The following is a 25,250-nucleotide window of genomic DNA, read 5'->3' on the forward strand; positions in this document are numbered from 1 at the left end:
AGACCACTGACAACGACCGTCCCCCCAGCGCCCGTCAGCGCCCTGTCCCGCTCCTCACGCCTGTCCGCGCAGGAGGGCCAGGAGGCGGTCGAGGACCCTCGGGCCGCCGACCCGCAGGCCGTCGTGCTCGAACTCGTCCGTGACCCAGGTGCGCAGCCCCCGCACGGCGCGCGCGGTGCTCAGTGAGTGCTCCGTGTCCACGTACAGGTCGTCGTGGTAGATCGCGGCGGCGACCGGCACCTCGTTCGCCGCGAGGCGGTCCACGTCGTACAGGCGCGGCCAGTCGCTCCGCGCGGCGATCAGCTCGGCGCTCTCGCGCAGCGGGCGCAGCGCCGGGTCGCTGTCGAACATCCAGCGCTGCACGGCCTCGCCGGTGAACAGCAGCGGTTCGTCGCCCGCGAGGGTCTTGCCCGCGTCGAACCGCGGGAATTCGGCGCGCACCCGCTCGGCCGCCCAGGCCGTGGGCCGCTCCCCCTGGGCGTAGATCGCCTCGTGCAGCACGGCGTAGAGCGGGTTGCCCGCGTACGAGAGGAGGGCCTGCACGTTCTCCTGGAACGCGTCGCTCAATGCGGTCCCCGAAGGCGTCCGCACGAAGGCGTCCTCCATGAGGTAGTGCAGGCGGTGGCTGCCGTCGCCCGTGCCGAGCAGGATGCCGAGGGACTGGAAGGCGGGAACGGTCAGCTTGTAGCCGCCGGCCAGGACCGGCTCGTGTTCGGCGAGATACGCGGCGATGCGGCGGGCGCGCTCGACGTCCTGAGGGTAACGGGCGTAATGCGCCGCGCTCTTGCGCGCCATCCGCGGGTAGGCCGCGCGGTACACGGCGTCCGCGTCGCCGTCGAGGGTCGGCAGCCCACCGGTGATGAGCGCGCCGACCAGGCCTTCGGGCGCCACCGACAGGTAGTGCGTGGCGCAGAAACCGCCGAAGCTCTGCCCGAGGACGGTCCAGGGGGCGCCGCCCGTCACCTCGGGGCGGATCGCCTCGCAGTCGCGGACGATGGAGTCGGCGCGGAAGTGGGCGAGATAGTCGGCCTGTTCGCGCGGCCCGCCGCGCAGGGGCAGCGTCTGGCGGTTGGCGGGCGTGGAGCTGCCGGTGCCGCGCTGGTCCAGGAGGAGGACGCGGAAGTCGCGCAGGGCGCGGTCCAGCCAGGACTCCCTGCCGTGGAAGCGGGTGGCCCCGAACCCCGGGCCGCCCTGGAGATACACCAGCCAGGGCAGCTCCGCGCCACCGCGCGCCGCGGGCACCACCTCGCGCGCGTAGAGCTCTATCCGCTCCCCCGCCGGATCGTCGTGGTCGAGCGGAACACTGAAGCGGCGGTCGGTGAGAACGACTCCCGGCTGGCGGTACGAGACGGTCAAGGCTGCTCCTGGACTGGACACTGGGGTTGCGAGGCTGGTCTTGTGCCCCAGTCCAGCACATCAGGGAGCCGGCCGGGCCCCTGCCCCGAGTGCGGCACGGTCCCATGCCCCCTCCCGCTGCCGGTACCTACCGGGTCTTCCCGGGCTCCGGGGCGGGGATAAGGCGGCCGTCGGGGTCCTTCGTACCGCGCACCGGCTGCGCCGACTGACCGCCGGTGACTCCCACCCCATTTCCGCCCCGCGTACGCTGCATCCATCCGATGACCAAGGAGGGGGACCTCGCGATGCGAGTCGCTCTGTTCCTGACCTGTGTCAACGACACGCTCTATCCGGACACGGGCCGTGCCGTGGTGAAGCTGCTGACCAGGCTGGGAGTCGACGTCGACTTCCCGATGGCGCAGACCTGTTGCGGGCAGGCGCACTACAACACGGGCTACCGCCATCAGGCGGAGCCGCTCGCCCGGCACTTCTCCGAGGTCTTCGGCTCGGACGCCTATGACGCGATCGTGACGCCGTCCGGTTCGTGCGGGGCGATGGTGCGCGAGCTGTATCCCCGCATGGGCGAGCGGGCGCGCGCGGAGGGCCGGGGTGACGCTCTGGCGCGGCGGCTGGCGCCGGTGGTGCCCAAGACCTTCGAGCTGACCGAGTTCCTGGTCGACGTCCTCGGTGTCGTGGACGTCGGGGCGTATTACCCGCACAAGGTGACGTACCACCCCACCTGTCACGGCCTGCGGAGCCTTGGACTGCACGAGCGGCCCGCCCGGCTGCTCCAGGCGGTGAAGGGACTCGAACTGGTCGAGCTGCCCGGCGCCGAGGAGTGCTGCGGCTTCGGCGGCACCTTCGCCGTGAAGAACCCCGACGTCTCGGCGGCCATGGGCGCGGACAAGGTGCGGCACGCCGAGTCGACCGGGGCCGAGGTGCTGTGCGCGGCCGACAACTCCTGCCTGATGCACATCGGCGGCACCACGGCCCGGCTCAGGAGCGGGGTGCGCCCCGTCCACATCGCGGAGATCCTGGCGAGCACGGAAGAGGAGCCCCTGTCATGAGCGGCGGCACATTCGTCGGCATGCCCGCCTTCCCCGAGGCGGCCCGCGAGGCGGTGAGGGACAAGACCCTGCGCGCCAACCTGCGGCACGCGACGCACACCATCCGCGACAAGCGCGCCAAGGCCGTGGCCGAGCTGGCGGACTGGGCCGAGCTGCGCGAAGCGGGCCGGCGCATCAAGGACCACACACTGCGCCGTCTCGACCGCTATCTGGTGCAGCTGGAGGAGTCCGTCACCCGGGCCGGCGGCACCGTGCACTGGGCGGCCGACGCCGACGAGGCGAACCGGATCGTGGCGGACCTCGTCGTGGCGACCGGCGAGCGGGAGGTCGTCAAGGTCAAGTCGATGGCGACGCAGGAGATCGGGCTCAACGAAGCGCTGGAGGCCCAGGGCATCCGCGCCTACGAGACGGACCTCGCCGAGCTCATCGTCCAGCTCGGCGAGGACCGCCCCTCGCACATCCTCGTCCCCGCGATCCACCGCAACCGCGGCGAGATCCGTGACATCTTCCGCGAGAGGATGGCCGACTGGGGCCGGCCCGCCCCACAGGGACTGACCGACACCCCCGCCGAACTGGCCGAGGCCGCCCGCCTGCATCTGCGGGAGAAGTTCCTGCGCGCCAAGGTCGGCATCTCCGGGGCGAACTTCATGGTCGCCGAGACCGGCGCCCTGGTCGTCGTGGAGTCCGAGGGCAACGGCCGCATGTGCCTCACCCTCCCCGAGACGCTGATCTCCGTCGTCGGCATCGAGAAGACCATCCCCACCTGGCGCGACCTGGAGGTCTTCCTCCAGACCCTCCCCCGCTCCGCCACGGCCGAGCGCATGAACCCCTACACCTCGATGTGGACCGGCACCACCGACCAGGACGGCCCGCGCACCTTCCACCTGGTCCTGCTCGACAACGGCCGCACCGACACCCTCGCCGACCAGGTCGGGCGCCAGGCACTGCGCTGCATCCGCTGCTCGGCGTGCCTGAACGTCTGCCCGGTGTACGAGCGGGCGGGCGGTCACGCGTACGGCTCGGTCTACCCGGGGCCCATCGGCGCCATCCTCAGCCCCCAGCTGCGGGGCACCGGCAGCGAGATCGACGCCTCCCTGCCCTACGCCTCCTCGCTCTGCGGCGCCTGCTACGAGGTCTGTCCCGTCGCCATCGACATCCCCGAGGTCCTCGTGCATCTGAGGGAGCGCGTCGTGCAGGGCGGTGAGGTCACCCGGCGCGGGGTGAAGGTGACGCTGAAGCCGGCGAAGGGGCACGCGGCGGAGCGGGCCGCGATGCGCGCGGCAGGTCTGGCCTTCGCCCGCCCGGGGGTGCTCCGGCTCGGCCAGCGCCTCGCCTCCCGCACCCGCCGGTTCCATCCGCGTACGCTGCCGGGCCCCGGGCGGGCCTGGAGCGCCACGCGGGAGCTGCCGAAGGTTCCCCCGGAGCCGTTCCGCGACTGGTGGCAGCGCACGCGGGGCGGCACGAGTGAAGGCACGACCGAGGGGAACGCCGGGTGAGCAGCAGGGACCGGATCCTGGGCCGGGTGCGGCGGGCACTGGCCGATGTGCCGGCCGACGACACCCCGTACGAGCGGGCGGTGGAGCGCTCGTATCTGCGGGAGCACGGCGGGCGCACTGTCGCGCAGACCGTCGACCTGCTCGCGGAGAATCTGGCGGACTACCGCGCGCTCGTTCACCGGTGCGCCGACGCCCAGTTGCCCCCACTGCTGGCGCGCCTGCTCGCGGGGCGCGGCTCGCGGACCGTCCTCGTGCCGCCGGGCCTCCCTCCGTACTGGCTGGAGGCCGGAGACGTCACCCTCGTCGGCGATCGGGCGGCGAGCACCGCGCGGGAACTGGACCGGGTGGACAGCGTCGTCACCGGTTGCGCGGTCGCCGTCGCCGAGACCGGCACGCTCGTCCTGGACGGCTCCCCGGACCAGGGGCGACGCCGCATCACCCTCGTCCCCGACCACCACATCTGCGTCGTCCGCGTGCCGGACCAGGTCGTCTCGTCCGTGCCGCAGGCCCTCGAACGGCTGGCCCCGGCCCGGCCGCTCACCTGGATCTCGGGGCCCTCCGCGACCAGCGACATCGAGCTGGACCGGGTCGAGGGAGTGCACGGGCCGCGCACCCTGGAGGTGGTGTTGGTGAGCGGTGAGTGACGGGCGCGGCTAGCGTGAGGACATGATCCGGTTCGAGCAGGTGACCAAGCGCTATCCGGACGGCACGACGGCCGTGGACGACCTCTCCTTCGAGGTCGCCGAGGGTGAACTGGTCACGCTGGTGGGGCCGTCCGGCTGCGGCAAGACCACGACGATGATGATGGTGAACCGCCTCATCGAGCCCACCTCGGGCCGCATCTTCGTCAACGGTGAGAACATCGCCGAGGTGGACCCGGTCCACCTGCGCCGCCGCATCGGCTACGTCATCCAGCAGGTCGGCCTGTTCCCGCACCGCACGGTCCTCGACAACACGGCGACCGTCCCCGCGCTCATCGGCTGGAAGAAGTCCCGCGCGCGGGCCCGCGCGGCGGAGCTGCTCGACCTGGTGGGCCTGGACCCGAAGACCTTCGGCTCCCGCTATCCCGAGCAGCTCTCGGGCGGTCAGCGCCAGCGGGTCGGGGTGGCACGGGCGCTGGCCGCCGATCCTCCGGTGCTGCTGATGGACGAGCCGTTCGGGGCGGTCGACCCGGTGGTGCGGGAGCAGTTGCAGGACGAGTTCCTGCGGATGCAGGCGGCCGTGCGCAAGACGGTGCTGCTCGTCACGCACGACATCGAGGAGGCCGTCCGGCTCGGTGACCGCATCGCGGTGTACGGCAAGGGGCGCATCGAGCAGTTCGATACGCCGGGAGCGGTGCTGGGGACGCCGAGGACGCCGTATGTCGCGGAGTTCGTGGGCGCCGACCGTGGATTGAAGCGGCTGTCGGTCACCGAGATCCAGACGGACGACCTGGAGGCGCCGCCGATCGCCCGCCTGGACGAGCCGGCCGCGCAGGCGGCGGCGCGGCTGCGCGAGGAGGAGGCCCGCTGGGCGGTCGTCCTGGACGCGGGCGGTGATCTGCACGGCTGGGTGGGCGTCGACGAGGTCGCGCTGGCCGGTACCGGGGGCACGGTGGGCGATCTGGCGCACCGCATGAACTCCTGGGTGCCGGTCGGTGCCCCGCTCAAGCAGGCGTTCGGGGTGATGCTGCAGCACGACGCGGGCTGGGTCGCGGTTCTCGACGGGGCGCGCTTCCTCGGCGTACTGACCCCGGCGAAGCTGCACGAGGCGCTGCGCCGTTCGGTGGACGCGGACGCGCAGGGCGTGGCACGCGACGAGGTGGAGTTCGACTCGGTCGCCGACGCGTAGGCATGCCGCCGGTCGGCCGGTCTCGCGCCGCCACTGGCCGCCTGCGGCTGGTCGCGCGGTTCCTCGCACCTCTCCGGGCGCTACAGCAGCCTCTTGTCCTCCAAGTAGGCCCGTGCCACGTCCTGGGGCAGCCGCCGCCAGCTGTCGACCTGTTCGTTCATGGCAGCGAGGTCGGCGGTCGTGAGGACGGAGTTGAGCCGTCCCAGCGCGGCCGCGACGCCCTCGCTGCCCGCCTGGGAGCGGTTGACCACGGGCACGATGTAGTCGGCGTTCTGCAGGTGCTTGTCGTCCTCCAGGAGCACGAGGCCGAAGTCGTCGAGGGTGGCGTCCGTGGACGTGGTGAGCACCATCTGGTCCTGTCCGCTCTGGACGGCCTTCTTGGCCTGGGTCGTGCCGACGCCCTTGGGGTCGACGCCGGTGAGGTCGATGCCGTAGACCTTCTTGAGGCCGGGGGCGCAGTAGGGGCGCTGGACGCATTCGTCGCCCGCGGCCAGGCGCACCTTCAGGCCGGACCTGCCGAGGTCGCCGAGCGTCTTCAGGCGGTGCCGGGCGGCGTACGGGGCGGCGACGGCGAAGGCGTTCTGGTCCACCGCCTTGCCGGGGTCCAGGACGGTCAGGCCGCGCGGCGCGGCGAGCCGGCGCAGGGCCTTCATCGTGGTGGCGAGGTCGGGTGAGCCGACGGGCGGCGCGCCGGCGCCGTTCTTCTTGGCGTTCAGCCAGTCCGCGAACGTGGCCGCGTACTCGGGGACGACGTCGATCTGGCCGGACTCCAGGGCGGGTTCGTAGAGCTCCCGGTTGGCGACGGAGAGGATCCGTGTGCCGTAGCCGGCCTTGTGCAGCAGCAGCGCGTACATCTGGGCGAGCAGGTCGGACTCGGTGAAGCCCGCCGAGCCGACGACGAGGTTCTTGCTGTCGCCGGGCGGTGCCGTCACCTCGCCCCGGTTCTCCAGCGAGGGCCCGGACGCGCAGCCCGCCACCAGCACGAGCAGGGCGGCCCCCACGGCGGCTCCGGGCCGCACGGACCACGCCCGCCGCGCTCGGGGGCGCCCCCGCCACATCCGGTGCCCCAGCCGCATCCAGTACCCCCGCGGCACCCGAAGCGCCGGTGGCACCTGGAGCGCCTGTGGCACCCGGTGCGCCTGTGGCATCCCGTGCGCCGGTGGCATCGCGTGCGCCCGCAGCATCCGACGCGCCCGTCTCACCCGTCTCACCCGGCGCTCCCGCGACCCCGCGTCCACCCGGGCGCGATCCGCTCGGCCACCTCGAAGACCCCCTCGACGAGCAGCGCGAACACGGCGACGAGCACGGCGCCCGCCACCACCTGCGGGGTGCTCGCGAGGTTGAACCCGGCGGTGATGATCCGGCCGAGGCCGCCGCCGCCCGCGAGCGCGGCGATGGTGGCGGTCGCGACGAGCTGGACGGCGGCGATGCGGACGCCGCTCAGCACCAGGGGCAGTGCGAGCGGCAGTTCGACGCGCCACAGCATCTGGCGTCCCGTCATCCCCATGCCGCGCGCCGCCTGCACGACACCCCGGTCCACACCGCGCATCCCGACGTAGGCGTTGGTGAGCAGCGGGGGCACGGCGAAGAGCACGAGGGCGACGACGGTCGGGCCGTCGCCCCACTTGCCGAGCGGGGTCAGCAGGAGCAGGACGAGCACGGCGAAGGTGGGCACGGCGCGGCCGACGTTGGAGAGGTTCACGGCGAGCGCGCCGCCCTTGCCGAGGTGGCCGAGGACGAGCGCGACCGGCAGGGCGATGAGGCAGCTGATCAGCAGGCAGGCGAGGGTGAGGACGAGGTGCTGGGTGAGCCGGTGCCAGATGCCGTCGTCGCCGGCCCAGTGCGCCGGGTCGGTGAGCCACGCCCAGGCGTCGCCGAGGGTGTTCATGGGCGGGCCGTCCGGGCGGCTCTCTCCCAGGGGGTGAGGAGGCGCTGCACGCCGAGGAGCAGCAGATCGGCGGCTACGGCGATGACGACGCAGAGCACGGAGGCGGTGAGCACCTGGGCCTTGAAGTAGGTGTTCATGCCCGCGTAGATGAGGTTGCCGAGCCCGCCGAAGCCGACGATGGCGCCCACGGTGACCAGGGAGACGGCGGAGACCATGGCGATGCGCACCCCGGCCATGGCGGCGGGCAGCGCGAGGGGCATCTCGACGGTGAGCAGGAGCCGGATCGGGCCGTACCCCATGCCGCGTGCGGCCTGCCGGGTGTCCTCGGGGACGGCTCGCAGCCCGGCGAGGATGTTGCGGACGAGCAGGGTGAGCGAATACAGGACGAGTCCCGCGACGACGAGCGACGCGGAGAGGCCGTACACCGGCAGCAGCAGCGAGAACATCGCGAGCGAGGGGATGGTGTAGAGGACCGTGGTGAGCGCGAGGACCGGGCCCGCCGCCCACGACCAGCGGCGGGCGAGGACGGCGAGCGGCACGGCGACGACCAGCGCGAGCGCGACGGAGAGCGCGGTCAGCTGGAGATGCTGGACGACCGCGTCGACGATGATCTGGCGGCGGGTGCTCAGATACTCGCCGCAGATCCATTCGTTGCGCGCGAGGCAGTCGTCGGGAGGCGCGGTCACCCGTCCATTGAAGGCCGGGGCGGCGGGTGACGGCGCGTTCTGGTGACCCGAACGGGCGGGCACGCCGACGCCTGCCACACCCTCGCCGACCCCTCCCGGACCTCCAGGCCATCCGGGTCTTCCGGGCGGGCACCTTCCGTACGCCGATCAGCCGCTACGGCGTGCTGTTCTTCGCCGACCCGGTGGCCGCCTTCGCCAACATCGGGTGCGCGTTGCGCCCCGGCGGGCGCGCGGCGTTCGTCTGCGGCGCGTACGCCGAGGACAACGAATGGCTGCGGGCCTTCGCCGGGTTGGGCGACCTGCTCCCCGTCGGCGGTTTCGGCAAGCCGGGCGGGCCGGGCATGTTCTCCCTGGCGGACGTGGACAGGACACGCGGGCTACTGTCCGCCGCTGGGTTCGCGGAGATCGCGGCGACGCGCGTGGAGGCGTACGGCACCTGGGGGCGGGACGCCGCCGACGCCGCGGGCTTCCTCCTGGACAGCGGCCCGGGACGCCATCTGATGGGCCAGGTACCGCCGCGGACGCGGGAGCGCGCCCGGCACCGGCTCACCGAGATCCTGCGCCTCTACGAACGCGACGGCGCCGTACGCCTGCTCAGTGCGGCCCTGCTGGTGACCGCCGTCCGACCGGCCTGAGGGCCCCCGCAGTCACCCGGCAGTCACCCGGCGCGGAGGGCGGCCCCGGTGAGGCCCGTGCCGGAGCCCGGTCAGGTCAGCAGGTCCGTGACGAACTTCCGCAGCCGGCCGCCGCGCACCGGCCGCACCCCGTGGATGACCTGGGCGCCGTAGGCGAGGGCGACGCCCGCTCCGACGTCCGTCACCCACCGGGTGCGATCCGCGTCGGCCAGCCATCCGGGCACGCCGTGGTGCGGGCCGCTCGCGGGCCCGGAGGCGTGCGGCATGCTCCTGGTCAGCGGGGTTCCCGGCAGGAAGTTCTCCTTCTCGCCCACCACCTGTCCGCTCCAGACGCTGTCGTCGGCCGTGGTCTCGACGTAGAACTCGCCCCCGCTGTCGGCCTCCTCCAGTAGGACGCCGATCCTGCCGAGGCGGCAGTGCTCGGCCTCCGGGTCCGGGATGCCGTCGACGTGCGTGGGCACGCAGCGGCCGGCCGTCAGCTCGGTGTAGCCCCAGGGGGCGGCGGAGCGGAGGGACGGAATGGCGCGGCGCAGGGCCGGCATCGCCCTGGCGGTGGCGTGCCGGAGGATCTCCTCGGCCTGCGGCGGCACCGCCACGACCTCCGCCCGGGAGCGCGGGCTCCAGTCCGCGAGGTGCGGATCGGCGTCCATGATCTTGCTCAGGGACGCCAGCTCCTCGCGGGTGAGGAAGCCCTCGACGCTCTGCAGTACGAGGGACTCACTGATGTGGATCACGGGCGTCTCCCGGGTCGAAGGTGCCGTAAGTGACGCACCGTCAACCCTCCGCGCGGAGGGCGGCCCGGTCCATGGCCCGGCGCGTCGGGCGGGAGCACGAGGGGCGGTCGCGGGGAAGGGCGCGACGCGGGTGTGCGCCGGTGAGCGCCTGCTGCTTTCGGCCGACCCGCGTATACCGTTCGAGGCAGTCGCCGTCTCATCAGGAGGTCCCTCATGCAGATGCTGATCAATGTTCCCGAGACAGTCGTCGCCGACGCGCTGCGCGGCATGGCCGCGGCGCACCCGGAGCTGACGGTCGACGTCGAGAACCGCGTGATCGTCCGCAGGGACGCCCCCGTCGAAGGGAAGGTCGCCCTCGTCTCGGGCGGCGGCTCGGGGCACGAGCCGTTGCACGGGGGGTTCGTGGGACCGGGGATGCTGTCGGCCGCCTGCCCCGGGGAGGTCTACACCTCGCCGGTGCCGGACCAGATGGTGCGGGCCGCGGCCGCCGTGGACAGCGGCGCGGGCGTGCTGTTCGTGGTGAAGAACTACACGGGCGACGTGCTCAACTTCGACATGGCCGCCGAGTTGGCCGAGGACGAGGGCGTGCAGGTGGCGAAGGTGCTCGTCGACGACGACGTGGCCGTCACCGACAGTCTCCACACCGCGGGGCGCCGCGGCACCGGCGCCACCCTCTTCGTGGAGAAGCTGGCGGGCGCCGCGGCCGACGCGGGCATGCCGCTGGAGCGGGTCGAGGCGATCGCCCGGCGGGTGAACGAGAACGCGCGCAGCTTCGGGGTCGCCCTCAGCGCGTGCACCACGCCGGCCAAGGGCGGCCCCACCTTCGACCTGCCCGCCGGGGAGCTGGAACTGGGCATCGGGATCCACGGGGAGCCGGGGCGCGAGCGGCGTCCGATGATGACCTCCCGCGAGATCGCCGACTTCGCCGTGCACGCCGTACTGGACGATCTGCGCCCGCGCAATCCCGTACTCGTGCTGGTCAACGGCATGGGGGCCACTCCGCTCCTGGAGCTGTACGGCTTCAACGCCGAGGTGCAGCGCGTGCTCGTGGAGCGGGGCGTGGCGGTGGCGCGCACGCTCGTCGGCAACTACGTGACCTCGCTGGACATGTCCGGGGCGTCCGTGACGCTGTGCCAGGTGGACGAGGAGCTGCTGCGGCTGTGGGACGCGCCGGCGCGCACGGCCGCGCTGCGGTGGGGCGTCTGACCCTCCGAGGGCCGCGGCCCACCCGTGCCCGTGCGCCCGCCCGCCCGGCCGTGCACCCTGGGACCAGGCCTGATCGAGCAGCCGTGCCGCTCCACCCGGTCGGGCAGCCGTATCGCCGCTCAAGCAGAGGAGAACCCGTGCTCGACGTCGACTTCTTCCGCCGCTGGCTGACGAACGCCGCCGCGGCCGTCGACCGTGAGGCGGCCCGGCTCACCGAGCTGGACTCGCCCATCGGTGACGCCGACCACGGCGGCAATCTGCGGCGCGGCCTGTCCGCCGTCGTGGCGGCCCTGGAGAAGGAGTCGCCCGCCACGGTGGGCGGTGTCCTCACGCTGGCGGGACGGGAGCTGATCTCGGCCGTGGGCGGCGCGTCGGGGCCGCTGTACGGCACGCTGCTGCGCCACACCGGCAAGGCCCTCGGCGACGCCGTCGAGGTCGACGAGGCCGCCTTCGCCGCGGCCCTGCGCACCGGCGTCGACGCCGTCGCCGCGCTCGGCGGTGCCGCGCCCGGCGACAAGACGATGCTGGACGCCCTCGTCCCCGGGGTGGACGCGCTCGGCACCTCCTTCGACGCGGCGCTGGCGGCGGCCCGTCAGGGCGCGGTCGCGACGGTGCCGTTGCGGGCGCGCAAGGGCAGGGCCAGCTATCTGGGCGAGCGCAGCGTCGGGCACCAGGACCCGGGCGCGACGTCCTCGGCGCTGCTCTTCGAGGCGCTGGCGCAGACCGCGCAGGGCACGGCGGGAGCGGGCCGTGCCTGACGGCGCGCTCGTCGGCATCGTCCTCGTGTCGCACAGCGGCCCCGTCGCGGAGGCGGTCGCCGCTCTCGCCACGGGCCTCGCCCAGGGCGGCGCCACCGCTTCGGTGGCCGCCGCGGGAGGGGCCCCGGACGGCGGCCTCGGGACGAGCGCGGAGTCGGTCTCCGCGGCCGCCGCGCGGGTCGATCGCGGCGCGGGGATCGCGATCCTCGCCGACCTCGGCAGCGCCGTCCTCACCGTGAAGGCCCTGCTCGCGGAGGGCGACGCGCTGCCCGTCGGCGCACGCCTGGTGGACGCCCCCTTCGTGGAGGGCGCGGTGGCGGCCGTGGTGACCGCGTCGGCGGGCGCCGACCTCGCGGCGGTCGAGGCGGCGGCCACCGAGGCGTACGCCTACCGCAAGGTGTGAGCCGCCCACGACCGGGCGTGCCCTTGAGAGCGGCCGAAGTGTGCGTGAGAGCCGAAGTGTGCGTCAGATACGTGCGCCGCACCTCTTGATGTGCCCCCGACCACCTGTGTCAAATAGGTCCGGACCAATGCAGTCGGTCCGGAGCAACGCGGCCCGTCCGGCACCGCGGTCGGTCCGGACCGTGCCGTCGAGTGGAAGGCAGCGCCATGCCCCGCACCCCCCGGTTGGCCGGTTCCCTGGCGCTGCTGACCGTCGTCGCGGGTGCCGCCCTCGGCGGCTGCGCCCGGGGCGGTCAGGACGAGCGGCACGACACCACGCCCCCCGCCGCGCCCCGGGGTCTCACCGTGCAGGCGGGCAGCGCCACCACCGCCCACGTCATGTGGAACCAGGCCACCGACGACACCGGCGTCACCGGCTACGAGGTGTACCGCGACGCCAAGAAGGTCAAGGAAGTGCCGAGCGGCAAGCACATGGTGGACATCGTGGGCCTGCGGCCCGCGACGACGTACGCCTTCACCGTGCGCGCCCGCGACGCCGACGGGAACGTCAGCCCGGACAGCAGGAGACTGTCCGTCACCACGCCCGCCGCGGCCGCCGCCGACCACAAGCCGCCGACCCCGCCCGCCCGGCTCCGCGGCCGGGCCGAGGGGAGCCGGTCGGCAATGCTGACCTGGGACAAGTCGTCGGACGACCGGGGCGTGGCCTCGTACGAGATCTATCAGGGCGCCTCGAAGATCCACAGCGTGGGCGGCGGGCAGACTGCGACGCTCGTCACGGGGCTGCGACCCGGCACCCACTACACCTTCACGGTCAAGGCACGCGACGCCGCCGACAACTTCTCCGACGCCGGACCGAAGCTCCGCCTCACGACCGCCGCGGGCAAGGACTCGGGGCGCGGCACGGCGCCCACGGCGTTCCGCGCCGCGACGCACCGCGCCGACGGGGCGTACTACATCGACCTGTCCTGGCGGCCGCCGCGTACCGGCGGGGCCGTGACGGAGTACCAGATCCGGCTGGACGGGCGCACCGCCACCTCGCTCGTCTTCGGCGGCACCGCGCCCACGGACAAGGCCGACCACAGCTTCTACATCGGCAGGAAGGCCGGGGAGCGGCACCGGATACAGGTCCGCCCCAAGCTGCCGGACGGGACGTGGGGCGCCTACTCGCCCGAGCGGACCGTCACCACGGGCTGACCCCGGCGCTCAGCTTCCCGCTCGCGCGGCGGCCGCCCGTGCGCCCAGCAGGGCCGCCGCGCGCCGGCACCAGTCGCGGGACTCGCGCTCGAAGGCGAGGCCGCGCAGGCAGGTCAGATAGGGGCCGACGCGGTCGCCGGTGCGCAGGAACTCGTCCTCGTCGAGGCCGCCGCGCAGCCTCACCAGGAGCTTTTCGAGCACCTCGATCTTGGCGTCGGCCACCTGGGCCCGCTCGATGAGCTGCCCGATCACCGGCGCCGCGGCGATGCCGTCGACGGCCTGCACCTTGACGAGCAGGTCGTCGCGGATGAAGGACGGCTTGGCGGCGCGCGCGGCGAAGCGCTCCATCTCGGCGAGGCCCTCGTCGGTGACGCGGAACAGCCGCTTGTTGGGGCGGCCCTCCTGGACGACCTCCCGGCCGTGGACCAGGCCGTCCGCCTCCAGTTTGGCCAGCTCGGCGTAGAGCTGCTGGGGCAGCGCGTGCCAGAAGTTGGCCACGCCGATGTCGAAGCCCTTGGCCAGCTGATAGCCGCTGTACTCGCCGTCCAGCAGTGCCGCGAGCACCGCGTGCCGCAGAGCCATCGCCCGGATCCCCTTCCCTTCCGCCGCCTCGCACCCCCATCATAGTCATCGTTCTGACTAGTCAGATTGATGACTATGCCCCGGCCATGGCTCCGGCTCTGGCTCCCACCCTTTGGAGGACCGCCGTGCACCCCACCGCCGAACGTTTCCGCGCCGTGGTCGAGAAGCGCGATCTCGACGCCCTGGAGGATCTGCTCACGCCGGACGTCCGCTTCTACAGCCCGGTCAAGTTCGCCCCCTTCGAGGGCAGGCCGATGCTGCTCGGACTCTTCGGTGTGCTGCTGCGCACGTTCGAGGTCTTCCGGTATGTGGGGTCGTACGCCGGGCAGGCGGACACGAGCGCCGACGGGAGCGAGGCCGAGTCGGCGGTCCTGCTGTTCCGCACGGTGGTGAACGGCAAGGAGATCCACGGCATCGACCTGCTGCACTTCGACGCGGACGGCAGGATCAAGGAGTTCACCGTGATGGTGCGCCCGCAGTCCGCGGTGCGGGCGCTCGGGCAGGCCGTGCACGAGGGCCTCGTCGCGGACGGTCTGATCCCTCCCGGCTAGGGTCGGCTCTGAGCCGGTCGGCTCTGGGCCGGACGATGGATTCCGTCACCTGCCCGGAGGCGGCCCGCATGCGGTTTCGGCCAGGGGCGAGTTGGCTCGTCGTCAGGTAGCACGGGCGTTCCCCGATTCGCGGCGGCGCATGGGTTGTACCGCCTCCCGTGCCACCGGAGGGCAGACTCATGCGTACTACTCAGATATGTGTCCGTGCCGGCCTGACCGTAGCCTCCGCCGCGCTGCCGCTGGCGCTGGCCACCCCGTCCGCCTTCGCGGGCGGTGGCATCACTGTCACCGCCACCGGCTCCACCGTGCAGGTCACCACCGCCGCGTGTCCCACCGGCGGAACGGCCTCACTGATGGGCAACCGCAACGCGAGCTTCGCGGGAGGCCAACAGATGCCGCTGTCGAACGGCAGCGCCATCTGGCGGAATGTCAGTGCCGGCTCCTACACGGTCCTGGTCACGTGTCAGGACGGCTCGCAGGCCGGGCCTCAGACCGTCACCGTCGGCGCGGCGCCGACGGCCTCCTCGACGACCGCGCCCTCGCGCGGCGTACGCGGTGGACTCGGGGGCGGTTCGAAGGACCGGGGCACGCTCACGCTCGTCACCGGCGGGGCGCTGGTGTCCCTCGTGGCCGCGAGCGGCGGCGTCTGGTACCTGCGCCGACGCGGCGCGGGTCACCGGATGTGACCGGACACGCGACACAGCGGCATCATCGGCTGCCGCCCTCCCGTCAGCACGTCGGGCGGGCGGCAGCCGCCGCGTGTCCGTCCGGCGGGTGCCCGCCGGGCTGCGGCGCCTGGAGTTCCTCGATCGTCCGGGTGAGCCACTGCGTCCAGAACGTCTCCAGGTCGATGCCCGCGCGCAGCACCACATGCCGCAGCCGGTCCTCCATGGCGTCCTTCTCCGGCGGGAAGTCCCGGCGCTCGATCTCCTCGTACTGGGCCAACTGCCGCCGGTGCAGATCCAGATGGCGGTGCAGATCCGCCTGGATTCCCTCGGTGCCGACGACCGCGGCGGCGCGCAGCCGCAGCAGCAGGGTGTCCCGCATCGGCTTCGGGTCCTGGCTCGCCGCGGTCCAGCGGGCCAGTTCGGCGCGGCCCGCGGGCAGGACCTCGTACTCCTTCTTCTGCCCGCGCGTCGCCCCTTCCCGCGGCAGCGCGCGGATCGCCCCCTCGCGCTCCAGCCTGCCCAGCTCGCGGTAGATCTGCTGGTGCGTGGCCGACCAGAAGTAGCCGATCGACTTGTCGAACCTGCGGGTCAGTTCGAGCCCCGACGACGGCTTCTCCATGAGGGCGGTGAGGATCGCGTGCGGGAGTGACATGGGGTCATCCTAGGGAGGGGCTCACAGGGCCGCGGCCAGCTCCGTGCCCTGCTTGATGGCGCGCTTGGCGTCCAGCTCGGCGGCGACGTCGGCGCCCCCGATGAGGTGCACGCTGCGCCCGGCGGCGCGCAGCTCGTCGTAGAGGCCGCGGCGCGGTTCCTGGCCCGCGCACAGGACGACGGTGTCGACGGGCAGGACGGAGGAGACGCCGTCGACGGTGATGTGCAGCCCCGCGTCGTCGATCAGGTCATAGCTGACGCCCGCCACCATCGTGACGCCGCGGTGGCGCAGTTCGGTGCGGTGGATCCAGCCCGTCGTCTTGCCGAGGCCCTGGCCGACCTTGGTCGCCTTGCGCTGGAGCAGGTGGACGGTGCGCGGCGGGGTGGGCCGCTCGGGTTTCGTCAGGCCGCCGCGCTCGCGGTAGTCCATGTCGACGCCCCACTGGCGGAAGTACGTCACCGGGTCCAGGCTCGCCTTCTCGCCGCCGTCGGTGAGGTACTCCGCCACGTCGAAGCCGATGCCGCCCGCGCCGATGATCGCGACCCGCTCCCCCACGGGCGCGCCGTCGCGGAGCACGTCGAGGTAGCCGACGACGCTGGGGTGGTCGATGCCGGGGATCTCGGGGGTGCGGGGGGTCACGCCAGTGGCGACGACCACTTCGTCGTAAGCCGCCCCGGCCAGTTCGTCGGCGGTGACGACGGTGTTCAGCCGGACATGCACGCCGCGCAGGGCGAGCTGGGTGCGGAAGTAGCGCAGGGTCTCGTCGAACTCCTCCTTGCCGGGGACCTTGCGGGCGACGTTGAGCTGCCCGCCGATCTCGGGGGCGGCGTCGAAGAGCGTCACGTCGTGGCCGCGCTCGGCCGCCGAGACGGCGAAGGCGAGTCCGGCGGGCCCGGCGCCGACGACGGCGATCCTCTTCCTGGTGCGGGTCGGCGAGAGCACCAGCTCGGTCTCGTGGCAGGCGCGCGGGTTGACCAGGCAGGAGGTGATCTGGAGGTTGAACGTGTGGTCCAGGCACGCCTGGTTGCAGCCGATGCAGGTGTTGATCGCCTCGGACCGCTCGGCCGCGGCCTTGGCGACGAAGTCGGGGTCGGCGAGGAGCGGGCGGGCCAGGGAGACCATGTCGGCGGCGCCGTCGGCGAGCAGTCGCTCGGCGATCTCGGGGGTGTTGATGCGGTTGGTGGTGACGAGCGGGACGGAGACCTCGCCCATCACCTTCTTGGTCACGAAGGTGTAGGCGCCGCGCGGCACCGAGGTGGCGATGGTGGGGATGCGCGCCTCGTGCCAGCCGATGCCGGTGTTGATGATCGTCGCGCCGGCGGCCTCGATCGCCTTGGCGAGGTGGACGACCTCCTCCAGGGTGGAGCCGCCGGGGACCAGGTCCAGCATGGACAGCCGGTAGATGAGGATGAAGTCGGTGCCGACGCGCTCGCGGGTGCGGCGGACGATCTCCACGGGGAAGCGCACGCGGTTCTCGTAGGCGCCGCCCCAGCGGTCGGTGCGCCGGTTGGTGGGGGCCGCGATGAACTCGTTGATCAGGTAGCCCTCGGAGCCCATGATCTCGACGCCGTCGTAGCCGGCGAGCTTGGCCAGTTCGGCGGCGCGGACGAAGTCCTCGATGGTCCGCTCGACGTCCTCGTCGGTGAGTTCGCGGGGCACGAAGGGGCTGATGGGGGCCTGGAGCGCGCTCGGGGCCACCAGCTTGTCGTGGTAGGCGTACCGCCCGAAGTGCAGGATCTGCATCGCGATGCGGCCGCCCTCGGCGTGCACGGCGGCGGTGACGCGGGCGTGCTCCTCGGCCTCGGCCTCGGTGGTCATCTTGGCGCCGCCCTCGTAGGGGCGTCCCTCGTCGTTGGGGGCGATGCCGCCGGTGACGATGAGGCCGACGCCGCCGCGCGCGCGGGTCGCGTAGAACTCCGCCATGCGCTCGAACCCGTTCGGCGCCTCTTCCAGGCCGACGTGCATGGAGCCCATCAGGACCCGGTTGGGCAGGGTGGTGAAGCCCAGGTCGAGCGGGTTCAGCAGGTTCGGGTAACGGCTCATGCGGCGCCTCCGTACGCGGTGTCTACCCGACAGTTGTAGACGACCCCGGGAAGCTTGTGCAACTAGTTGCATAAAGCGTGAGCGGCATCTCACGGCGCACGCCTCCCGGCACACCGGGGCCACCGGCGCCCCCACCTGAACGTCCTGTCCGAATCCCGCCAGCCGCAGCCGCGTGCGGGGCGCAGACTGGAGGCCAGTCACAGAACGCGAGGAGAGTTTGCGATGACCGTCCACACCACGATCGACAGCCCGCTCGGCGAGCTGCTGCTGGTGGGCGAACCGTCGGCCACCGCCAAGGGCGGCACGGCGCTGGCCTCGCTCTCCGTGCCGGGCCAGAAGGGCGCGGCGGTCGTGCGCGAGGGCTGGGTCCGTGACGACGCGGCGTTCGAGGCGATCGCCGCGCAGCTTCGCTCCTACTTCGCCGGAAGCCTGACCCACTTCGACGTCGAGTACGCCGAGGGAACGGGCACGGCGTTCCAGCGCAAGGTCTGGCAGGCCCTGGACACGGTCCCCTACGGCACCACGACCACCTACGGGCGGCTCGCCGAGCAGCTGGGCCTGTCCCGGGCGGCGGTCCGCGCCCTCGGCACGGCCATCGGCCGCAACCCCGTGCTCGTCGTGCGCCCCTGCCACCGGGTGATCGGCGCCGACGGCTCCCTCACCGGGTACGCGGGCGGCCTCGAACGCAAGCGGCAGCTGCTGGACCTGGAGGCCTGAGCGCCCCGGGGGTCACGGCCCCTCGTCCCGCAGTCCGCTCACCCGCAGCGTGATGTTCAGCCGCCCGGCCAGCCCGAGCGCCGGCGGCGCCGTGCCGGGCAGCACCCGGGGCACCCCGTGGTACGCGAGACGGGACGGCCCCCCGAAGACCACGAGGTGACCGCTGCGCAGCTCGATGTCGGTATAGGGCTTCGTGCGCGTGCGGGTGTTGCCGAAGCGGAAGACGCAGGTGTCGCCGAGGCTCAGCGACACCACCGGGGCCGGGGACTTCTCGTCGCTGTCGCGGTGCATGCCCATGCGGGCGTCGGCCTCGTAGAAGTTGACCAGCGCGATGTCGTACGCCTCCCCGCCCTGCTCCTCGCTCCCGTACCCGGCCGCCTCGGCCGCCGCGCGGCCCAGTTCGGCGAGCCACGGCGGCATCGGCTTCACCGGCGCGCCGTCCCCGTCGACGGCGGTGCGCGCGTACCCGTACGGATACCAGTGCCACCCCAGGCCGAACTGCCGGGCCGTCATGGTCCCGCCGCCGGGCGTGCTGACCAGCCGCAGCCCGGCCGGCGGCTTCGCCCACCGCCGGCACGCCTCCACCAGGCGAAGCTGCGCCGCCGCCGGCAGCCAGTCGGGCAGGTGCACGGCCCCCGGGCCGATCTCGGCGCGGTCCCGGGGGAACAGTCCGGGACCGAACAGCTCATCCGGCACTGGCGCCCGGCCACTTCCAGTCGGCGACCTCCGGCAGGTCGGTGCCGTGCTCGCGGATCCACGCGTGGTGGCGGGTACGGGCGTCGGCCATCGCCCGGCGCGCCTGCGTGGCCCGCGCGGCGAGGCCGGGGACGCGGTCGATGACGTCCATGACCAGCCGGTACCGGTCGAGGTCGTTGCGGACGACCATGTCGAAGGGGGTGGTGGTCGTGCCCGCCTCCTTGTATCCGCGCACGTGGAGGTGGGCGTGCCCGGTGCGGCGGTAGGCCAGGCGGTGGATCAGCCAGGGGTAGCCGTGGTAGGCGAAGATCACCGGCCGGTCGGCGGTGAAGAGGGCGTCGTACTCGTCGTCCGGCATGCCGTGCGGGTGCTCCTCGCGGGGCATGAGGCGGGCGATGTCCACGACGTTGACCACCCGGACGGCCAGCTCGGGCAGCAGCTCCCGCAGCAGGCTCGCCGCAGCGAGGACCTCCTGCGTCGGCACGTCGCCCGCGCAGGCCAGGACCACGTCGGGTTCGCGCGAGCCGTCGTCCGTGCCCGCCCACTCCCACACGCCGGCGCCGCGCGCGCAGTGCGCCCTGGCCGCGTCGAGGGAGAGCCAGTCGAAGCAGGGCTGCTTGCCCGCGACCACCACGTTGACGTAGTCGCGGCTGGCCAGGACGTGCTCGGTCACCGACAGCAGGGTGTTGGCGTCCGGCGGCAGGTAGACGCGTACGACGTCGGGGCTCTTGTTGAGGACGTGGTCCACGAACCCCGGGTCCTGGTGCGAGAAGCCGTTGTGGTCCTGGCGCCACACGTGCGAGGTGAGCAGGTAGTTGAGCGAGGGGACGGGCGCGCGCCAGGGCAGGGAACGCGAGGTCTTCAGCCACTTGATGTGCTGGTTGACCATCGAGTCGACGATGTGGACGAACGCCTCGTAACAGGAGAACAGGCCGTGCCGGCCGGTGAGGGTGTAGCCCTCCAGCCACCCCTGGCACAGGTGCTCGGACAGGACCTCCATGACGCGGCCGTCCTGGGCGAGGTGCTCGTCGGTGTCGAGGACGCGCTCCTGCCAGGCCTTGCCGGTGACCCCGTAGAGCGCCCCCAGGCGGTTGGACTCGGTCTCGTCCGGCCCCACGACGCGGAAGTCCCGGCGCCGCGCGGTGTCGGCCATGACGCGGGCGAGCAGGTCGCCCGTCACCCGGGTCGGTTCGTGCAGGGTGGCGCCGGGGCGCTCGACGGGGACGGCGAAGTCCTCCAGCGGCGGCAGCGGCAGCGGACTGCTGAGCAGGCCGCCGTTGGCGTGCGGCGTCGCGCCCAGCCGGCGCTCGCCCTCCGGCACCCACGCCAGGACCTCGGGGACGGGCGTGCCGTGCGCGTCGAAGAGGTCCTCGGGGCGGTAGGAGCGCAGCCACTGCTCCAACTGGCGCAGATGGGCCGGGTTCTCCCGGACCTCGGAGAGCGGCACCTGGTGGGCGCGCCAGGTGTTCTCGACCGGCTCGCCGTCCACGGTCGCCGGGCCGGTCCAGCCCTTGGGGGTGCGCAGCACGATCACGGGCCAGCGGTGGCGGCTGTGCGCGCCGCCGCCGCGGGCGGCGCGCTGGAGGGCGGCGATGCGGTCCAGCGCCTCGTCCATGGCGTCGGCCATCGTCTGGTGGACGGTGAGCGGGTCGTCACCCGCCACGTACAGCGGCTCGTGGCCGTAGCCCTTGAGCAACGCGTCCAGCTCCGCGTCGGGCAGGCGGGCGAGCAGCGTCGGGTTGGCGATCTTGTAGCCGTTGAGGTGGAGGATCGGCAGGACGGCGCCGTCGTGCACGGGGTCGAGGAACTTGTTCGAGTGCCAGGATCCGGCCAGCGGCCCGGTCTCGGCCTCGCCGTCGCCGATGACGCAGGCCACGACCAGGTCGGGGTTGTCGAAGGCCGCGCCGTAGGCGTGCGCGAGGGAGTAGCCGAGCTCACCGCCCTCGTGGATCGAGCCGGGCGTCTCGGGCGCGACGTGGCTCGGCACCCCGCCGGGGAAGGAGAACTGGCGGAACAACCGCGCCATGCCCTCCTCGTCCCGCGTCACCGCCGGGTACGTCTGGGTGTAGCTGCCCTCCAGCCAGGAGTTGGCGAGCACGGCCGGGCCGCCGTGGCCGGGCCCCCACACGCACAGCGCCTCCAGGTCGCGTTCCTTGATGACGCGGTTGAGGTGGGTGTGGACGAGGTTGAGTCCCGGTGAGGTGCCCCAGTGGCCCAGCAGGCGCGGCTTGATGTGTTCGGGGCGCAGCGGCTCGGTCAGGAGCGGGTTGCTCATCAGGTAGATCTGGCCGACGGCCAGGTAATTGGCGGCACGCCAGTGTGCGTCGAGTGCCGCCAGGTCCTCCTTCGCCATGGGCGCCATGAGGTCTCCTCGCGAGGGTCGGGGTGTGCGGCGGATACGGGGATACGTGGTCGGGGCGCGGGTTCCACGAGAACGCCGGGTCACTCGTCGCGACGCCGGTTCGGTCCGGGCCGATCCGGAACGGACCGCCGGAACCGGAGGGGACCGGCCCCGGCATTCCTCCCTCCGACGCTGCCACTGCCCGGGCGCCGCCGCGAACCCGGCCAGGGCCGTTCGGCCCCGCCGAGGTGCACGGGCGCCCCGCGGCGGCGGCCGGCACACCTGGGCGCGGCGCCGGGCGGCCGTGGCTCAGTGGCCGCCCTTGACCGCCCGCAGCACGACGAACTTCGGGTCGCTCGCCACGACTTCCGCGTTGCCGAAGAGCTTGCGGAGCTTCACGTGGTAGCCGAGGTGGCGGTTGCCGATGACCCACAGCTCCCCGCCGGGGCGCAGCGCGGCCGGCGCGCCGCCGAACATGCGCCGGGCGGTCGCGCCGGTCGTGGCCTGGTGGCTGTGGAACGGCGGATTGTTCAGGACGAGGTCCACCGAACCGGGCGGCACGGCGGCCAGCGCGTCACCGGCCACGAAGTGCGCCTTCGCGCCCTCGGCGGCATTGGCCCGGAAGGTGGCCTCGGCGGAGGCGACGGCCGGGAACGACTCGTCGATGAAGGTGACGGCGGCGTCGGGCTCGGCGACGGACACGGCGGTGCCGAGCACGCCGTTGCCGCAGCCCAGGTCCACGACGTGCGCGCCGGCGCGGGCGCGCGGCAGGTGCTTCAGGAAGAAGCGGGTGCCGATGTCGAGCCGGTCGGCGCAGAAGATGCCGGCGTGGTTGACGACCGTCAGGCCGGCGCCGGCCCCGGCGTCGTCGGCCAGCGTGTACGTGGTCGGCCAGGGGCTCGGTCCGGGGGTGCGCGCGGGGTCCGGGGTGCTGAAGACGAGCCGAGCCTTCTGCCGGGCCAGGGACGTCTTGGTCGGCCCGACGAGCCGCTCGAACAGCTCCAGCGTCGACGTGTGGATCTCGGTGACCATGCCGGTGCCGACGACGACGGTGCCCTCGTGCAGTGCGGGGGCAAGCCGGTGGAGCTGGTCCTCCAGGAGCGCGAGGCTCTTCGGTACGCGGACCAGAAGGACGTCGATCCGCGCGGGCGGCGTGTCCCCGGTCGTCAGGAGCCGTGCCGCGTCCGGCGCCAGGCCCGCCCGCGCCAGATTGGCCCGGGTGGCCTGCTGGGCGAGGAAGGAGTCGGTGATCTGCACCGTCACGCGCGCGTGCCCGGCGAGTACGGTCGTCAGCGCCCCCCACCGGTCGCCCACGACGGCCACGGTGCCGCTCAGGTCGGGGGCCGGCGCCCCTTCCTCGCCGGCGAGGTGCCGCAGCAGATAGGCGTCGGCCGCCGACCAGGCGCGCAGCTGATCGCGGGGGTCCTGCGGAAAGCGGGTGAGGTCGTACGCGCCCCATGACGTGCTCAAACGGTTCATCGTGCCCTCAGGCTAACGGAGGTCCCACCGGCCACGGCGGGGCCCGGTGAGACACGGCGGGCGGCAGGGAACGGCCGGCGCTCAGCGCTCCGCGGACGGCTCGAACCACGTGGGGCCCTCCGCCAGCGCCTGCTTGACGCGGAAGAGCGAGAACTCGTGCAGGTCCGGCAGCGCGTCCACGTCGAACCACGCCACCTCCAGCGACTCGTCGTCGTTGACGCGCGCCTCGCCGCCGACGGCACGGCAGCGCAGCGTGATGTCCATGTACTGGCAGGTGTCGCCGTTGGGGTAGGTGACCGGTTCGAGCGCCTGCACCAGCACGATGCGTTCGGGCACGCAGCGCACCGCCGTCTCCTCGTACACCTCGCGCACCGCGCACTGTGCGGGCTGCTCCCCCGGTTCCGGGATCCCGCCGATCACCGACCACCGGCCGTTGTCGGAGCGCCGTCCGAGCAGGACCCTGCCCGCGTCGTCGAAGACGATGGCGGTGACCCCGGGGAGCCACAGGAGTTGCTGGCCCGCGTCGGCGCGGATCGTGCGGATGAAATCAGGAGTTGCCATGCTCCGACCCTAGCCGCGCCTCGTGGCCGCTCCCGCCGACACCGGCCGGGGTCACCCGGCGGTGGTCCGTCGGGTCCGCGCCGACGCCGCGGCCCAGCCGAGGCCGCCCGCGGCGAGCAGCACCAGGACGCCCTCGGGCAGCGCGCCGAGGCGGGTGGCCGGGGTCCGCGACGAGCGCAGCGGGACCTCCTCCACGAGCGAGTCGGCGGTGAACCACTTCGTCTTCGCCCGTACCGCGCCGTCCGGCATGATGACCGCGCTGACGCCGCTGGTCACCGGGACGACGACGGCGCGGCTGTGCTCGACCGCGCGCACCCGGGACATCGCGAGCTGCTGGTACGTCATCTCGCTGCGGTCGAACGTGGCGTTGTTGCTGGGTACGGAGATGATCTGGGCGCCGCCCGTCACGGTGTCCCGCACGGCCCAGTCGAAGGCGGCCTCGTAGCAGGTCGCGATGCCCACCTTGGTGCCGGCCATGGTGAAGACGCCGGGCTTTGACCCCCGGCTGAAGTCCTGGCGGACCATGTCGACGTCGCTGCTGAAGACCCCGATGAGGCCGCGCAGCGGGATGTACTCGCCGAAGGGCTGGATCTGCCGCTTGTCGTAGGTGTTCGTGGGGCCCTTCTCCGGGTCCCACAGGATCTGCTCGTTGTAGAGCCTGCCGTCCGGCTTCTCGACGACGCCGCCCACCGACAGCGGGACCCCGATCGCCGCGACGGCGTCCTCGATCTCCTGGCGCGCGTCGGAGTTGGTGAACGGGTCGATGTCGGAGGAGTTCTCCGGCCACAGCACGAGGTCGGGGCGCTTGATCCGGCCGGCCCTCACCTCGGCGGCCAGGCGCTCGGTCTCGCGCACGTGGTGGTCGAGGACCGCGCGGCGCTGCGCGTTGAAGCCGAGCCCCGCGCGCGGGACGTTGCCCTGGATCGCGGCGACGGTCGCGGTGCCGTCCTGCGCGTCGTCGCCGACGAGCGGCCGCGCGGCGAAGGCGCCGAGGAGGGGTACGAGCACACTGAGCCCGGCGACGGCCACCGCCCCGCGCCGCAGTCCGCCCTCGGCGCGCGCGTCCCGGGCCCGGCGCGCGACCTCGTACAGGCCGAAACCGCACAGGACGACCGCGAAGCCGAGCACGGGGGTGCCGCCGAGCGCGGCGAGCGGCAGGAAGACGCCGTCCGCCTGGCCGAAGGCGATCTTGCCCCAGGGGAAGCCGCCGAAGGGCGCACGCGCGCGTGCCGCCTCGCCCGCGGTCCACAGGGCGGCGGCCCACAGCGGGAACCCGGGCAGGCGGGAGACCGCCGCGATGCCCGCGCCGACCAGGGCGATAAGGACGGCCTCGACGGCGGCGAGCGCCAGCCACGGGCCCGGGCCGACCTCGACGCCGGTCCACACCAGGAGCGGCAGCAGGAAACCGAGGCCGAAGAGGTAGCCGAGGCCCAGACCGGCCTTCCAGGTGCGGCCGCGCAGGGTCCCGGCGAGGACGGCGAAGGCGGGCAGGGCGAGCCACCACAGCGTGCGGGGCGGGAAGCTGACGTAGAGCAGCACTCCGGAGAGGGCCGCCGCGGTGGCGGGCACGAGCCGTCGCAGGGCGCGCGTGGGGCGGGGGGCCGGCGCGGGCCGCGGATCGAGCTGGTCCGGCTCGTCCACGGGAGTGGTGGTGGCGGTCACCCGGGGAGTGTACGGCGCCTGAGCTGAGCGCCGACAGCGCGGTCGGAGCGCCCGACGGCACTCCGTT

Annotated in this window: 25 protein-coding genes; 12 read left to right on the forward strand and 13 right to left on the reverse strand. The window is 73.2% G+C overall.

All coding sequences use genetic code 11. The features are described from left to right. Positions 1 to 54: 54 nt before the first annotated feature. Positions 55 to 1,356, reverse strand: a complete 1,302-nt coding sequence (locus tag ACZ516_RS13860) for an alpha/beta fold hydrolase (RefSeq protein ID WP_469010231.1) — start codon at positions 1,354 to 1,356, stop codon at positions 55 to 57. Positions 1,357 to 1,640: 284 nt separating this feature from the next. Between ACZ516_RS13860 and ACZ516_RS13865 the strand changes: the two genes are divergently transcribed. Genes ACZ516_RS13865 through ACZ516_RS13880 form a run of 4 tightly spaced genes read left to right on the forward strand, consistent with a single transcriptional unit; the run spans position 1,641 to position 5,728 of the window. Next, positions 1,641 to 2,402 carry a (Fe-S)-binding protein gene (locus ACZ516_RS13865; RefSeq protein ID WP_469010232.1) on the forward strand — a complete coding sequence of 254 codons (762 nt, stop codon included), beginning with the start codon at positions 1,641 to 1,643 and terminating at the stop codon, positions 2,400 to 2,402. Beyond that, positions 2,399 to 3,898, forward strand: coding sequence for a LutB/LldF family L-lactate oxidation iron-sulfur protein (locus ACZ516_RS13870; RefSeq protein WP_469010234.1), 1,500 nt, complete (start codon positions 2,399 to 2,401; stop codon positions 3,896 to 3,898). Before ACZ516_RS13865 ends, ACZ516_RS13870 begins: the two co-directional genes overlap by 4 nt. Continuing rightward, on the forward strand, positions 3,895 to 4,542 hold the full coding sequence (locus ACZ516_RS13875) for a LutC/YkgG family protein (protein WP_469010236.1): 648 nt from the start codon (positions 3,895 to 3,897) through the stop codon (positions 4,540 to 4,542). Before ACZ516_RS13870 ends, ACZ516_RS13875 begins: the two co-directional genes overlap by 4 nt. A 22-nt stretch (positions 4,543 to 4,564) precedes the next feature. Then, positions 4,565 to 5,728: an ABC transporter ATP-binding protein gene (locus tag ACZ516_RS13880; RefSeq protein ID WP_358698714.1), complete on the forward strand. Its 1,164-nt coding sequence runs from the start codon at positions 4,565 to 4,567 to the stop codon at positions 5,726 to 5,728. Positions 5,729 to 5,808: 80 nt separating this feature from the next. Here ACZ516_RS13880 and ACZ516_RS13885 read toward each other — a convergent pair whose 3' ends face one another. The 3 genes from ACZ516_RS13885 to ACZ516_RS13895 all read right to left on the reverse strand — a co-directional run bounded on the left by ACZ516_RS13885 (position 5,809) and on the right by ACZ516_RS13895 (position 8,302). Beyond that, positions 5,809 to 6,786, reverse strand: coding sequence for an ABC transporter substrate-binding protein (locus ACZ516_RS13885; protein WP_469010490.1), 978 nt, complete (start codon positions 6,784 to 6,786; stop codon positions 5,809 to 5,811). A 149-nt stretch (positions 6,787 to 6,935) separates the two neighbouring features. After that, on the reverse strand, positions 6,936 to 7,616 hold the full coding sequence (locus ACZ516_RS13890; RefSeq protein WP_469010238.1) for an ABC transporter permease: 681 nt from the start codon (positions 7,614 to 7,616) through the stop codon (positions 6,936 to 6,938). Then, positions 7,613 to 8,302, reverse strand: a complete 690-nt coding sequence (locus tag ACZ516_RS13895) for an ABC transporter permease (protein ID WP_358578696.1) — start codon at positions 8,300 to 8,302, stop codon at positions 7,613 to 7,615. The genes ACZ516_RS13890 and ACZ516_RS13895 overlap by 4 nt, the downstream gene beginning before the upstream one ends. A 26-nt stretch (positions 8,303 to 8,328) precedes the next feature. On the opposite strand from ACZ516_RS13895, the gene ACZ516_RS13900 reads away from it, so the two are divergent. Beyond that, entirely contained in the window at positions 8,329 to 8,937 is a 609-nt protein-coding gene (locus tag ACZ516_RS13900; RefSeq protein ID WP_469010241.1) for a hypothetical protein, read from the forward strand. Between the two features lie 71 nt (positions 8,938 to 9,008). Here ACZ516_RS13900 and ACZ516_RS13905 read toward each other — a convergent pair whose 3' ends face one another. Then, positions 9,009 to 9,671 (reverse strand): hypothetical protein, encoded by a 663-nt coding sequence (locus ACZ516_RS13905; protein WP_469010242.1) that lies wholly within the window; start codon positions 9,669 to 9,671, stop codon positions 9,009 to 9,011. A 213-nt stretch (positions 9,672 to 9,884) separates the two neighbouring features. Between ACZ516_RS13905 and dhaK the strand changes: the two genes are divergently transcribed. The 4 genes from dhaK to ACZ516_RS13925 all read left to right on the forward strand — a co-directional run bounded on the left by dhaK (position 9,885) and on the right by ACZ516_RS13925 (position 13,231). Further along, entirely contained in the window at positions 9,885 to 10,877 is a 993-nt protein-coding gene (dhaK, locus tag ACZ516_RS13910; protein ID WP_469010243.1) for a dihydroxyacetone kinase subunit DhaK, read from the forward strand. A gap of 137 nt (positions 10,878 to 11,014) precedes the next feature. Then, a complete protein-coding gene (gene dhaL, locus ACZ516_RS13915; RefSeq protein WP_469010245.1) occupies positions 11,015 to 11,635 on the forward strand; it encodes a dihydroxyacetone kinase subunit DhaL in 621 nt (206 codons plus the stop codon). Continuing rightward, positions 11,628 to 12,038 (forward strand): PTS sugar transporter subunit IIA domain-containing protein, encoded by a 411-nt coding sequence (locus ACZ516_RS13920; RefSeq protein WP_469010246.1) that lies wholly within the window; start codon positions 11,628 to 11,630, stop codon positions 12,036 to 12,038. The genes dhaL and ACZ516_RS13920 overlap by 8 nt, the downstream gene beginning before the upstream one ends. Positions 12,039 to 12,244: 206 nt before the next feature. After that, positions 12,245 to 13,231, forward strand: coding sequence for a fibronectin type III domain-containing protein (locus ACZ516_RS13925; protein WP_469010247.1), 987 nt, complete (start codon positions 12,245 to 12,247; stop codon positions 13,229 to 13,231). Between the two features lie 9 nt (positions 13,232 to 13,240). On the opposite strand, the gene ACZ516_RS13930 is transcribed toward ACZ516_RS13925, so the two are convergent. Continuing rightward, positions 13,241 to 13,813 (reverse strand): PadR family transcriptional regulator, encoded by a 573-nt coding sequence (locus tag ACZ516_RS13930; protein ID WP_469010248.1) that lies wholly within the window; start codon positions 13,811 to 13,813, stop codon positions 13,241 to 13,243. A gap of 125 nt (positions 13,814 to 13,938) precedes the next feature. On the opposite strand from ACZ516_RS13930, the gene ACZ516_RS13935 reads away from it, so the two are divergent. Both ACZ516_RS13935 and ACZ516_RS13940 read left to right on the forward strand, forming a co-directional pair. Next, on the forward strand, positions 13,939 to 14,364 hold the full coding sequence (locus tag ACZ516_RS13935) for a nuclear transport factor 2 family protein (RefSeq protein WP_469010250.1): 426 nt from the start codon (positions 13,939 to 13,941) through the stop codon (positions 14,362 to 14,364). 179 nt (positions 14,365 to 14,543) lie between these two features. Beyond that, positions 14,544 to 15,050, forward strand: a complete 507-nt coding sequence (locus ACZ516_RS13940; protein WP_358578675.1) for a hypothetical protein — start codon at positions 14,544 to 14,546, stop codon at positions 15,048 to 15,050. Positions 15,051 to 15,093: 43 nt separating this feature from the next. On the opposite strand, the gene ACZ516_RS13945 is transcribed toward ACZ516_RS13940, so the two are convergent. Next, entirely contained in the window at positions 15,094 to 15,684 is a 591-nt protein-coding gene (locus tag ACZ516_RS13945) for a PadR family transcriptional regulator (protein ID WP_361084722.1), read from the reverse strand. 21 nt (positions 15,685 to 15,705) lie between these two features. Further along, positions 15,706 to 17,727 (reverse strand): oxidoreductase, encoded by a 2,022-nt coding sequence (locus tag ACZ516_RS13950; protein WP_469010251.1) that lies wholly within the window; start codon positions 17,725 to 17,727, stop codon positions 15,706 to 15,708. Positions 17,728 to 17,949: 222 nt separating this feature from the next. On the opposite strand from ACZ516_RS13950, the gene ACZ516_RS13955 reads away from it, so the two are divergent. After that, the gene (locus ACZ516_RS13955) at positions 17,950 to 18,444 is read left to right on the forward strand and encodes a methylated-DNA--[protein]-cysteine S-methyltransferase (RefSeq protein ID WP_469010253.1); all 495 of its coding nucleotides are present in this window, start codon (positions 17,950 to 17,952) and stop codon (positions 18,442 to 18,444) included. Positions 18,445 to 18,456: 12 nt separating this feature from the next. Here the strand turns inward: ACZ516_RS13955 and ACZ516_RS13960 are convergent, their stop codons facing one another. The 5 genes from ACZ516_RS13960 to lnt form a co-directional block, all read right to left on the reverse strand. Next, a complete protein-coding gene (locus ACZ516_RS13960) occupies positions 18,457 to 19,140 on the reverse strand; it encodes an alpha-ketoglutarate-dependent dioxygenase AlkB family protein (RefSeq protein ID WP_469010254.1) in 684 nt (227 codons plus the stop codon). After that, a complete protein-coding gene (locus ACZ516_RS13965) occupies positions 19,130 to 21,493 on the reverse strand; it encodes a phosphoketolase family protein (RefSeq protein WP_358578792.1) in 2,364 nt (787 codons plus the stop codon). The genes ACZ516_RS13960 and ACZ516_RS13965 overlap by 11 nt, the downstream gene beginning before the upstream one ends. A 297-nt stretch (positions 21,494 to 21,790) precedes the next feature. Beyond that, positions 21,791 to 22,960, reverse strand: a complete 1,170-nt coding sequence (locus ACZ516_RS13970; protein ID WP_469010255.1) for a methyltransferase — start codon at positions 22,958 to 22,960, stop codon at positions 21,791 to 21,793. Positions 22,961 to 23,041: 81 nt separating this feature from the next. Continuing rightward, positions 23,042 to 23,521 carry an NUDIX hydrolase gene (locus ACZ516_RS13975; protein ID WP_469010256.1) on the reverse strand — a complete coding sequence of 160 codons (480 nt, stop codon included), beginning with the start codon at positions 23,519 to 23,521 and terminating at the stop codon, positions 23,042 to 23,044. A 51-nt stretch (positions 23,522 to 23,572) separates the two neighbouring features. Next, positions 23,573 to 25,183: an apolipoprotein N-acyltransferase gene (gene lnt, locus ACZ516_RS13980; RefSeq protein WP_469010258.1), complete on the reverse strand. Its 1,611-nt coding sequence runs from the start codon at positions 25,181 to 25,183 to the stop codon at positions 23,573 to 23,575. Between the last annotated feature and the right edge of the window lie 67 nt (positions 25,184 to 25,250).

Source organism: Streptomyces sp. NPDC034037 (assembly GCF_055575715.1).